This is a genomic window from Fenollaria sp. (assembly GCF_057222035.1).
This window is the reverse complement of sequence record NZ_JBXXYC010000008.1, coordinates 48,122-59,998: the sequence shown is the minus strand read 5'-3', so window position 1 is coordinate 59,998 and position 11,877 is coordinate 48,122. Positions and strand designations below refer to the sequence as shown.

Below are 11,877 nucleotides of genomic sequence, written 5' to 3'. Positions count from 1 at the left end.
TCATCAGGAACATCCAAGTTTAAACTCTCTACCTCTTTTATTAAATTTTTATTTTGCTTGAGTTTCTTGCTGTCCGAAGCAGAGCAAATCAACTCATCATTTTTTTTCTTCATTAACTCATCTCCTTTTCAGTTAGCTTATGCTAACTATTAGTTCAAAAAAATTACCTTATTTTACCTTAGCTTATTGTCAAATTATCTACATAAATTTATCTTCCGAAAAATGCAACAATTAACGCCTAAATCGTCTCAACAAACGGTACGATCAAAAGCGGAGCGCAAAAAATGCAGAGCATAAAATGACGATTTAAATTAAAAGTATGGATTTTTAACCCCCTTCTTAGTCTTTAGATTAAGATTTCAATAATTCAATAATTTCATCTTGTGCTTCTCTTCCTTCTCTAAAAAATCTTAAAAGTGGATAACAGTGGCACATTCCTTTGCCTACAATAATTTCGTATGGAGCCTTGTATTTTTCCATTGCTTTTTTAAATTCGTCTGCAAAGGCATAGAGGCATTCATTTTCGCCGTAATAAAAATATGTTTTCGGAAAGTCGGTGAAATCTCCTACAGTTCCGTCAAGCATATACTCAGGTATGTCTGCATCGCCTTTTGTGATTTCTCTTGCAGTTTTAATATAGGTAGGATCAATGATTACGTCCTTGTGATTAAGGGCATTTACTCTTTCCCATATATCTTTATGCTCACTTAGTGTTACATCGGGTATGCCGCCGGGTGAAACTGAAATAATTTTGCCAGCCATTTTAATAGGTCTACCTATTGCATTGTTATGCAAAAATATTCCTATTGCCAGACAAGCTCCTGATGAAAATCCAAGTACGCTTATGTTCTCCACCTTATAAGTTTCGGTCATCAGCTTATAGGCTTCAAAGGAAACTTCGTATGTCTTATCTAATTTTACATCTTCTGAGCAAAGAGGATAGAATAAAAACCAAACATCTTTGCCTGTTTGTTCCATTATTCTTTCCGACAAAGCAAAATCCAATTTGTCTGGCTGCGTAATCATTCCTCCGCCGAAGAAATAGAGAACTGCTCCGTCTGCAGGAGTTTGATTTTTTTGATAAGAAAGCAGCCTATATCCCATGACATCTCTTTCTATGAGATAATAATTTTTTCTCTCGGCTCTTTTCTTTGCCTTCTCTAAAACAAATACTACCTTTGCATTTTCTTTCTTTGCATACTCAAGCATTTCTTCATTGTTTTTTAAAAACATTTTTTTGACTCCAAGTAGTCTTACTATTGTCGATGCAATTTTATAAGTTAAACTCATTTTATTTTTCTCCTTTAATAATCAATTTTAAATGATTTTGGATATAGCTTTTCTTTTTTCTAAATTTTTTATACTAATTTATATAAAATTTTATTATTTTCTACCAATAAGAAGAGTTGAACCAGAAAGTCCCAGCAATGTAGCTTCTTTATGATCCATAAAAAGACCCTTTGTTGTATCAATTAATTGCACATCTTTGTAGCCATCTTTTTTAAGCTTTTCGATAAATTCATTCATATCTCCATATCTTGACTTACTCATCAAATCATGGATAACAAAAACTCCACCTTTTTTAAGCACACGAAATGTTTCCAGTAGAAGTTTCTGCTTATTATGTCCCATTATATTGTGATATACGTAGTTGCTAGTCACTACATTGAAGCTTTCATCTTCAAATGGAAGTTTGACTGCATTGCCACTTTCAAAGCTAACATTTGTTACTCGCTCAGCCCTAGTATTGTCCTGGCAGAGCTTCTTTGAAAATTCACTCTTGTATCCCCCACTCCATATGTCACAACCCACCATGGTCGCCTTTGGATTTCTTTTTGCACAAGCTATGGTAAGTGCACCGCTACCACATCCCACATCTAAGCCAACGCCACCATCTGGTATCTTTACATAGTCGGCAGTCCCCTCTATTATTACTTTAGCAAGCTTCCTTTTACCTTTGTAATCAAAGGCCCTATATAAGATGGTAACCCAGACAGTAATTAATAGAAGTATAAGGCATCCTATCCCTAGGATAAGTCCCCAGATGATCCTTTGCCTTCCTTGAAGAATGAGGTCACTTGCACCAAATAAGATGAATAAAATAAGACATACTAGACTTTCACCATTCTTAGCCTGCAACATTCTTTTTGGAACCCAGTTTTTGTAGTCAGCATTTATTTTCTTGTCATCATAAAAATCTAATTGTTTCATAAAATTTTCTCCTCTTAATAAATAATTTTATAAAATTTCTTTTTATCTTCTAATATAATAATTTAATTCACAGCTTTATAATATTATTATAAATATATGTTAGCACTAGCTAATTAATTTGTCAAGTGCTTTATATAAACAGTTAAATAGAATTTAAATTTGCATGATAATTTGTCAAATCAAGTGCAACATTCACATAAATACTCATCAAATAACTCTTGAGGCGTTTTGTAGTTAATGCATTTTCTTGGCCTGTTATTAAGAAGTTTAAGGACGTCTTGAACTTCTTTTTCGTTTGTCTTGGATAAATCCATATGTTTAGGATAAAACTCTCTTAATAAACCGTTAGAATTTTCGTTTGTTCCTTTTTGCCAAGCACAATATGGATCTGCAAAGTACATTCTAGTATTTAATTCTTCTTCAATTCGTTTCCAACCAGCAAATTCTTTTCCTCGATCGCAGGTTATTGTTTTTACAGCTCCTTTTGGCAAATCTTTTAGTAATTCTATGATGGCAGCTGTTTCTTTTTAATTCTCTAGAGATAGTTGATACGTTTCTATCCAAAATTTTAGCCATTTCTCTTAGACTCATATTCATTTCTTTAAATTTTGCTATACAAGCGCGCTCTTCTATGGTAAGATGTATATAGTTCATATTTATTACTCCTTAATGTATGATTGGACACCTACATTATATCATGAGTAGTAAATATGAACTCTTTTTATTTATTTTATTAAGTGTTGCACTTGTTATTATAAATTATCGCATAAAAAATAATTACTACAATAAGACTCTTACAAGATTTTTAATTTTTTAACTCTTCATTTTTATTTTAAGCGATACTTCAATAATAAAAAAAGATACTTAAATTAACTAAGTATCTTTTCTAAAAAATTCATATATATCTTTTGCGTTTGTCTTTGATATGCCTTTTATTGATTCTAGTTTTTCAAGGCTAGCTCTTCTTATTGCGTCAATATCGTCGAAGGCTTCGTATAGTATCTTTTTCTTTTTTGGGCCGATGCCAACTATCTCATCAAGTATCGACTGATTGATATTTTTCTCTCTTAAGGACCTATGATATGTGATGGCAAATCTGTGTGCCTCGTCTTGTATCCTTGTGAGTATTTTAAAAAGTTCTGAGCTTTTATCAATTTTTATTATCTCACCCATATAAGCGAGTGAATCGGTTCTGTGATGGTCGTCCTTTTTTAAACCAACGACTGGTATCTCTATACCAAGGCTATCCAGAACCATCTGCGCGCTTGATGCTTGACCAAGGCCGCCGTCTATAAGTATGACGTCTGGCAGCGCGGCGAATGAGCCTTCTTTATCCTTCATACTCCTTAAAAATCTTCTCTCAAGTACTTCTCTTAACGAGCCGTAATCGTCTGGGCCGATTATGGTCTTTATTCTAAAGCGTCTATACTCATTTCTTTGCATATCGCCGTTCTCGTAGACAACCATGGATGCGACTGAATTTTGTCCCATGGTATTGGATATGTCGTAGCACTCAAGCCTATTTGGCACGTTTTCAAGCCACAAAAGGTCCTTAAAGCGCTGCATCGCCATGTCTTTTAAAGCTTTCTTCCTTATATATCTATCTGCATGTTTCTCAACCATGTCGATGGCGTTTTTCTTCGCCATAAGCACCAAGGCTCTCTTCTCGCCTCTTTGCGGCACATGTATCTCAACTTTGTGATTTGCTATTTTTGATAGTGCTTCTATCATTTCGTCCTTGTCAGGAAAATCTATCTCCGAAATGATTTCATTTGGCATATCGATGTTAGCTGAATAATGCTGCGAGATAAAGGCTTTGAATATGTCTTTTATATTGGTTTTCTTTTCATTTTCGAATAAATAATAGTTTCGCTCAACGATTTTACCGTCACGAATGATAAATAATTCTAGTATAACATCTGAAATTCCTTCCGCATAAGCAAGTACGTCTCTATTGATGGCGTCTGGCGAAGTAATTTTTTGCTCCTTATGTATGTCATTAAAAGCATTGACCACGTTTAAGTATTCGGCTGCCTTCTCAAACTCAAGATTTTTAACCGCTTCATCGAGCTTCGATTTATATTTTTCCAGGATAGATTTATCTTTATTTTGTAAAATTTTCATCGCTCTATCAACAAGTTCAGCGTACTCTTCTTCAGTGACATCAGCTTTGCAAGGCGCAATGCACTTGCCGATGAAATAATTTAGACAAGGCCTTATCTTTCCTTTGACTTTTTCAATATTTAAATTGCAATCTCTTAATTTTAACTCTCTATTGATAATATCTATCGCGATGTTGACGCTAGCTGCGTTTGGATACTGACCAAAGTATTTTGCTCCGTCTTTTCTAAGTAAACGAGTTTTTAATATGCGCGGATATTTTTCATTAGTCGTTACCTTTATGTAAGGATAGCTTTTGTCATCACGCAAAACTATATTGTACTTAGGCACGTAACGTTTAATAAGGTTGGACTCTAAAATTAGAGCCTCAACCTCATTATCAACAATTATATATTCAAACTCGGCAATGTTTTTTACCATAGCCTTAACTTTTTCGGAGTGATTAGCGCTGCTTCTAAAGTAGCTTCTCACTCTATTAGATAAATTTTTCGCCTTGCCTACATAAATTATCTCGCCCTTGTCATTTTTCATAATGTAAATGCCAGGGTTTTTAGGCAGCTTTTTTATCTCTTCTTCAAAGTTAAACATTAAATTTCACTTGTTGCCTTTTTTAGCCAAGCTTTTTCATCTTCATTTAAAAGCGGGCTTATTTTTTCATAAACAGCTTTATGATAATCGTTTAGCCATGATATTTCTTCAGCTGTTAACATATTTTTATCTATAGCGTCCTTATCGATAGGAGCGTATGTTAGTGGCTCAAGTCTAAAGAATTCGCCGTATTTACTTGTTCCTGCGTCTTCAACATAAACTAAAACTTCAGTTCTAACACCATATTTACCGTCTTCATAAACGCCTGGCTCAACACTGAAAATCATATTCTTAACTAGATCTATGTCATTGTATCTTGATGAAATATTGTGTGGTCCTTCATGAACATTTAGTAAATATCCAACACCGTGACCAGTTCCATGAAGATAATCCATTTGGTGCTTGTAAAGATCAAGTCTTGCTAAAAGGTCTAAGGATGATCCCTTAGTGCCTCTCTTAAATACAACGCTCATAAGTCTGATGAAGCCTTTTAATACAAGAGTAAAGCCTTTTCTTTCTTCGTCTGTAAGTTCGCCCATAGCCATAGTTCTAGTAACATCTGTTGTACCAAACTTATACTGTCCGCCGCTGTCAACTAGTAAAAGTCCTTTATTATCAAGCTTTTTATTAGTTTCTTCACTTGACATATAGTGAACTATGGCAGCATTATCAGCATAACCGCAGATAGTCTCAAAGCTTTCTTCCAAGAAATCTTCCGACATTGCTCTAAAATCATGAAGTTTATTTTGAACAGTAAGTTCGTCAAGAGTTTTTTTGTCAGATTCTTTAAGCCACTTCATAAATCTCGCAAGTGCCACGCCATCAGTGATGTGCGCCTTCTTTACATTTTTAATTTCAGTATCATTTTTAACTGCTTTAAACTTAGTAGTGATGTTTATATCACCTATAACATAGTTATCATCTTCAATAAGCTTGAACATGTATCTATTAATCTTGTTTTCGTCTAGATAAATAGTTTTGTCTTTAATCTTTCTTAAATCATCTTCAAATGCTTCATATTTTTTAACTTCAACGCCTTGTGCATTAAGCGCCTTGATTATATCATCATCAATCTTGTCAAGATCTGTATAGATGGCTGCCTTATCAAAATCAACGTAAGCGTATGAAATTAATACTGGTGAGTCTTGTATATCATTTGCTCTTATGTTATATAGCCAGCAAATGTCATCAAGTGAAGCTATGATGCTAAGGTCAGCACCTTCTTCTTTTAATTTGGCTCTTACTCTTGATAATTTATCCTTAGTGCTCTCGCCTGCTTCTTCACTAGATAATATAAAGGCTTTGTCCTTTTTAAGTGCAGGTCTATCAGTCCAAATTTCTGAGATTAGATCAACATCGTCAACAAATTTAACATCTCTGCCATCAACAAGGTCCTCTATCCTTTCAAACATTGCTTCAGAGAAAGTTTTTCCGTTAAAACCAATCACTTCCCCTTCTTTAACGTTATCTCTTAAGTATTCCATAAATGTTGGAACACCTGGTTTGCCCCATTTATATAATTCATAGGAAGTGCCCTTTAATTGATTTTCAGCTTGAACGTGATATCTTCCGTCTGCCCAAAGCATTGCCTTATCCATAGTTATGATGACATTGCCTTGTGAGCCAGTAAAACCTGATATAAAGACTCTATCCTTGTAATGATCGGATAAATATTCGTTCATGTGTGGATCCGCAGTAGCAACTATATACATAGTTATACCATTTTTCTTCATTAATTCTCTTAAACTTTTAACTCTAGCGTCAATTGACATAATAAAACCTCCCTTATGAATGTATTATACCACAAAAATATATTTTTTTGTACTCTTTGTATTAGTCTTAGCTAATTATTACGAAAATGATAATATTTTAGCTTGTCTTTAATTATTATATATGATATAATTAACAAATGAGAGAGGTAAAAATGACAAAAATTATAATTGATAGTGCGAGTGATTTCACTCAAGAAGAAATTAAAGAATTTAATCTAGAACCCCTTTATGTAAGTGTTATTGATACTGATGACATAGAAAGTATTTATCGTGACGGACTTGATATAAAAACGTCGGAAATATATAAAAACATGAGAAATGGCAAGATTTACAAAACTAGTCAGATTAATCTTAACCAGTACTTAGAGGGTTTTGAGAAAGTATGCAAAGAAGGCGAAGACTTCATATACATCTGTCTTTCATATGGCTTAACTACTGCTTGGGACTCATCTTGCATGGCTATACAAATGCTAAAAGAAAAGTATCCAAATATTAAGATGGTATCTATAAATTCTAAAGCCATGACTATAGGTGAGCAGCTTATCGTTAGAGAGATTATCAAGATGAATAATGAAGGTAAATCGATTGAAGAGCTTGAAGAGAGAGCAAAGTTCTTAGCTGGCAAAGTTAACCACTTATTTACTGTTGAAAATCTTGAGTATCTATATAGAGGCGGAAGGATTTCAAAAGCAATAAAAGCTGTTGGTCAAGTCTTAAATATCAAGCCTTTACTTGCAAATGATGAGAACGGCGCTTTGATATTAAAAGATAAAGTTCGTGGCGAAGCAAAAGTTTATAAGAAAATACTAAATCTTTATTTTGACGATGTAAGCCGCAATCCTGATATACTTAAGCATACCATCATTGGTCATACAGATAACTTAGCAAACGCTCAAAAACTTTATGAAATGATTAACGAAGAATTTGATGCGAAAGATATTGCTATAAGAGAGATCGGTACTGCCATAGGCGCACACGTTGGACCGGGCTGTTTAGCGATCGCCTACATTGATGAAACAAAATAATATTTTAAGGTCAAGCTATAAAAGTTTGACCTTTTTTATGCAATTCAATACTATTTACATAGAAAAACTCCTAATCAAATGATCAGGAGTTTTTTAAAAAATTATATTAATTAATTTTTATTAAAATTTTGTATCGATATAGTCGCTTGTTAAGTCAATATTTAATTTTCTGAATAATTCTATATCAGTTAAATTTAACATAGCTGTTGAGTGAGCTCTTAAATTTCTTATCTTAGAAAGATTGTCTATACAAAGCTTAGCGCTTGGATTAAACATCTTTGATGTTGCAAGACAAATTAAAACCTCTTCAACATTTAGTAGTGGGCTCTCTTCTTTTTCGATTATGCCCTTAACTTCAATGATTGGCTCAAGTATAGCCTTGTCAATCAAGTGCAATTCATCAGGAAGCTTTGATATATACTTAAGAAGATTAAGTACAGCAGCTGCAGCTGAGTCCATAAGCTCGCCGTCTCTACCAGTTATGATAGTATCTTCATATTCGATAGCAGTTACATTTGAGTTAGTGATGCCTTTTTTAAGAAGCTCTCCCTTTTTATTTCTAGCAGCAACCAAAGATTTTCTGTCCTCTACCTTAAGATTTAATTCTTCCATAAGAGTCTTGATTCTTTGGGCTTCGTCCTTCTTTTGATTTGTCATCTTATAAGTAAGAAGCGCCTTTAGATATCTTCTGATAATTTCTTGTCTTGATGCCTCTTTAACGACTTCTTCGTCAATGATGCCGGACTTAATTCTGTTTACGCCCATATCAGTTGGTGACTTGTAAAACTCTTCGCCCATAATTCTATCAAGAATTTTCTTTAATATAGGAAAGGCTTGTACGTCTCTGTTATAATTTACAGAAATTTCTCCATAAGCTTGCAAATGGTATGGATCGATTTGGTTAACATCACTTAAATCAGCAGTCGCAGCCTCATAAGCAAGATTTAGCTCGTGCTTTAGTGGAAGATTCCAAACTGGGAAAGTTTCGAATTTTGCATAACCAGCTTTAACGCCGCGTTTATATTCATGATAAAGTTGAGATAAACATGTAGTCATCTTGCCGCTGCCTGGACCTGGTCCAGTAACAACTATGATAGGCATAGTAGTCTCAATGTATGGGTGCTTACCAAAGCCATCTTCAGAAAGAATTTTGTCAACATCATTAGGGAAGCCTTCAGTTTTGTCATGAAGATAAACCCTCATGCCTCTTGCTTCCATGTACTCTTTAAATTTATCAACATTTTCATCTTTCTTGTAACGATTGATAACAACGCTGTTAATCTTAATACCCTTTGCCTTTAATCTCTCGATAAGTCTAATTGCTTCTCTCTCGTAAGTCAATCCAGTATTGTTATTAAGCTTATTTGATATGATGTCTTGAGCGTGTATAGTTATGATGACTTCCATCCTGTCTTTTAATTTTTCAAGTAAAACAGTTTTTACGTCTTCATCATAACCTGGCAAAACTCTTTGCGCATGCTTATCGCCAATTAATTTACCGCCAAACTCCATATAAAGCTTCTCAAACTTTCCAACCCTCTTTAAAATATAGTCACTTTGTTCCTTTATATATAGTTCATTTGAAAAACCTAGTTTCATGTTTTCACCTCGTTAAGATTATAACACACGAGAAAAATTATTACAATTATTTTTTTGCTTATAGAGAAAAATTTTTTAATAGATTTGCATTTAATGAAAAATGTTTTAAACGCAAAAAAATCTTAGGACAAATTGCCCTAAGATTTTTTGTATAGCTTGTTTAATTAATTATCTATCTAGTAATAACTAATCTAGTTACACGATTATATTTGTCAACAATAATTGATACATTTAGTCCTATAAAGCTGTCTCTGTTCATGCTTAATATTTGACTTATGCTAAAATCGCCACTAACATCTGTACTTCTATTTATTTCGTAACCAGTACTTCTGCTTGTGCTATCATAAATTATAGTTTTGTCCCTGCTTGAAACGTCGGCATCGGCAATTTTAAACACTCTATCAAATTGTCCATATCTATTATCATAAAGATTTGAATCATTATCACCATATGCGTATAATTTTGGTATTCTAGCATTTTTGTCGTCTACTCTAAAGTAATAACTTTTTCCCTTTAATAAACTGCTAGTTGATACACTATTAGAGTCTATGCCATATCTGTTATTGCTATTATAATAATCAGTTACATAGATAATACCGCCTGTAATATCTGTTACATATCCACGAATTACATCGCCATATCTATATCCATTATTACTTGTTGAATCAATAACCATAATTCTCTTAATAACGTCTTTATCCTTTTCAAGAATAACAACTCTTGATCCTTCGCCTATATCTCTTACTCTTACATCTCTTCTTGAGTCAAAACTATCTGCTCTTAAATCGTAATCGTAGTAATAAGTTTCTCTGTCTCTATAGCTATTTGATGAATTCTTTGGATATAATTCTATTTGATATTGGTCACGGTTTCTGCCTCTATCATTGTTTCTGTATACGATGTATTCGTTATCAAAACCATCGCCAACATCTATAGATACAACTTCATCATATTTTGCATCTGTTTCTATTTCAACATATACTGATCCAAGTCTTGCTAGTTCATCATATGTCAATTTGCGTTCTCTATAAGATCTTCTAGAGTTGTCTCTACTGTCATAAATATCATAGTCTCTTTCGCTTCTTGGAAGCTTATATGTGTTTTCTCTACCATTTAATGAAACTATAGTAATTTCTCTTGAATTTAATCTCTTGATATATCCTTTGTAATCATCTGAAGAAGCTGTTACTTCAAGTGTTTTAACCTTATCATTGTAGATAGTTGCTTTAACTTGAGAACCTCTCTTAACATCAACTAAATCTCTAGTTCTGTTGTTAATTGTGATTGATGAATCAGAATCAACTTTAAATACTTTTGAAACTTTATTCTTTGTGCTGTCTGTATAAGTAATTTTGATTTCTTTGTTTGAGCTGTCAACGTTTGTTACTTCACCTTCAAGGCTGAATTGAACGCCCTTTGCGTTTATTGACTTAGCTTGCATTGCACCTAAAGATGAGTCAGCAGTAACTGTTACATTTTGACCAACTAATAAGCTTGATAGATTACCAATGCTTCCATCTACTGTTATAACTGTTGATGGATTTATAGAGAATACCTTGCCAGTAGCTGTGTTATCGTTAACTAGCATTATAGCTGTAACTCCTGTGATACCAATTTCTTTAATAGTACCTGTAACAACTGTTGGTGTTGGATTAACTGGAGTTACAGGGTTTACTGGATTAACTGGATTAACTGGATTAACTGGGTTAACTGGATTTACATTGCTTGTGTTTTTTGCTTGATACTCAAGTGCTGAATAAACCATTCTAGCAACTTGATCTCTTCTAACCGCTCTCTTTGGATAGAACATGCCTTTTCCAGTACCTTTTTCAGATATAACGCCAGCGTCTATAAGTCCAGCTACAGCTGCTCTAGTTCCTTCTGGGATATCGTTTACGTCCTTAAATGGAAGAGCGATAACTGGATCTGTTGATTTAACTCCCATTGCTCCTGCGAAAAATTCAGCAAGATTAACTCTACTTACAGGTTTATTTGTAGTAAACATTTTATTCTTTTTAGCTGCTTTTAATGTTGTCATATTGACAGCTTGTTTTGCTAAGCACTTAACAACGTTATCTTGTGCCCATTTTGGTACGCCTAGCGCTACTACGTCCTTAAGCCAAACTTGTCTTGCAGCTTGTAATGCTTTTTCATCGTATTGTGTAAGTATAGCTGCAAATCTCATTGCTTCTAAGAAAGTAATGTTCTTGCTTGGTCTAAATGTTCCATTAGGATAACCTTGTATATATCCTTTGTTACTCATCTCATTGATGTAATTGTATGCCCAATGACTCTTAGGCACGTCTTTAAATGTTTTCGCACTTGCTGTGTTCATCGGTATAAATGTGATGCATAGCATAAATACAAGTACTAAACTAAATACTCTTTTTAAGTTATTTTTCATGTTTTTGCTCCTTTCATAACTATTTTACTAGTTCTTATGTAATTATTATACCATATAATATATGTTTTAAATATTACAATCTAGTTAAAAATTAGCTTTTATTATGTATATATCAATCGAATTTAAATTTTGTAACACGAACTTAATATATAAAAAG

General features: G+C 33.5%; 8 protein-coding genes and 1 pseudogene. 1 reads left to right on the top strand and 8 read right to left on the bottom strand.

Annotated features, from left to right (window positions below):
• Positions 1-351 precede the first annotated feature (351 nt).
• The 6 genes and pseudogenes from AC2UOP_RS06610 to AC2UOP_RS06585 all read right to left on the bottom strand — a co-directional run bounded on the left by AC2UOP_RS06610 (position 352) and on the right by AC2UOP_RS06585 (position 6,692).
• The gene (locus AC2UOP_RS06610; protein WP_484833075.1) at positions 352-1,290 is read right to left on the bottom strand and encodes an alpha/beta hydrolase; all 939 of its coding nucleotides are present in this window, start codon (positions 1,288-1,290) and stop codon (positions 352-354) included.
• A 93-nt stretch (positions 1,291-1,383) separates the two neighbouring features.
• Positions 1,384-2,211 carry a class I SAM-dependent methyltransferase gene (locus AC2UOP_RS06605; RefSeq protein WP_484833074.1) on the bottom strand — a complete coding sequence of 276 codons (828 nt, stop codon included), beginning with the start codon at positions 2,209-2,211 and terminating at the stop codon, positions 1,384-1,386.
• A 179-nt stretch (positions 2,212-2,390) separates the two neighbouring features.
• A pseudogene (locus AC2UOP_RS06600) lies at positions 2,391-2,726 on the bottom strand (IS30 family transposase); the annotation flags it as partial.
• Entirely contained in the window at positions 2,632-2,865 is a 234-nt protein-coding gene (locus AC2UOP_RS06595; protein WP_484833073.1) for a helix-turn-helix domain-containing protein, read from the bottom strand. The pseudogene AC2UOP_RS06600 and the gene AC2UOP_RS06595, both read right to left, overlap by 95 nt.
• Positions 2,866-3,084: 219 nt before the next feature.
• A complete protein-coding gene (uvrC, locus tag AC2UOP_RS06590; protein ID WP_484833072.1) occupies positions 3,085-4,920 on the bottom strand; it encodes an excinuclease ABC subunit UvrC in 1,836 nt (611 codons plus the stop codon).
• Entirely contained in the window at positions 4,920-6,692 is a 1,773-nt protein-coding gene (locus AC2UOP_RS06585) for an aminopeptidase P family protein (RefSeq protein WP_484833071.1), read from the bottom strand. The genes uvrC and AC2UOP_RS06585 overlap by 1 nt, the downstream gene beginning before the upstream one ends.
• 152 nt (positions 6,693-6,844) lie before the next feature.
• Between AC2UOP_RS06585 and AC2UOP_RS06580 the strand changes: the two genes are divergently transcribed.
• A complete protein-coding gene (locus AC2UOP_RS06580) occupies positions 6,845-7,717 on the top strand; it encodes a DegV family protein (RefSeq protein ID WP_484833070.1) in 873 nt (290 codons plus the stop codon).
• 120 nt (positions 7,718-7,837) lie between these two features.
• Here the strand turns inward: AC2UOP_RS06580 and AC2UOP_RS06575 are convergent, their stop codons facing one another.
• Together AC2UOP_RS06575 and AC2UOP_RS06570 are read right to left on the bottom strand one after the other, a co-directional pair.
• Complete coding sequence (locus AC2UOP_RS06575; RefSeq protein WP_484833069.1) at positions 7,838-9,316, bottom strand: DUF1846 domain-containing protein; 1,479 nt, start codon at positions 9,314-9,316, stop codon at positions 7,838-7,840.
• Positions 9,317-9,488: 172 nt separating this feature from the next.
• Entirely contained in the window at positions 9,489-11,720 is a 2,232-nt protein-coding gene (locus tag AC2UOP_RS06570; protein WP_484833068.1) for an S-layer homology domain-containing protein, read from the bottom strand.
• Positions 11,721-11,877 lie beyond the last annotated feature (157 nt).

Excerpts from the sequence above, each read along its gene's own strand:
- AC2UOP_RS06580 (WP_484833070.1), top strand. The coding sequence starts at position 6,845 with ATGACAAAAATTATAATTGATAGTGCGAGTGATTTCACTCAAGAAGAA.
- AC2UOP_RS06570 (WP_484833068.1), bottom strand. The coding sequence starts at position 11,720 with ATGAAAAATAACTTAAAAAGAGTATTTAGTTTAGTACTTGTATTTATG.
- AC2UOP_RS06575 (WP_484833069.1), bottom strand. The coding sequence starts at position 9,316 with ATGAAACTAGGTTTTTCAAATGAACTATATATAAAGGAACAAAGTGAC.
- AC2UOP_RS06595 (WP_484833073.1), bottom strand. The coding sequence starts at position 2,865 with ATGAACTATATACATCTTACCATAGAAGAGCGCGCTTGTATAGCAAAA.
- uvrC (WP_484833072.1), bottom strand. The coding sequence starts at position 4,920 with ATGTTTAACTTTGAAGAAGAGATAAAAAAGCTGCCTAAAAACCCTGGC.
- AC2UOP_RS06610 (WP_484833075.1), bottom strand. The coding sequence starts at position 1,290 with ATGAGTTTAACTTATAAAATTGCATCGACAATAGTAAGACTACTTGGA.
- AC2UOP_RS06605 (WP_484833074.1), bottom strand. The coding sequence starts at position 2,211 with ATGAAACAATTAGATTTTTATGATGACAAGAAAATAAATGCTGACTAC.
- AC2UOP_RS06585 (WP_484833071.1), bottom strand. The coding sequence starts at position 6,692 with ATGTCAATTGACGCTAGAGTTAAAAGTTTAAGAGAATTAATGAAGAAA.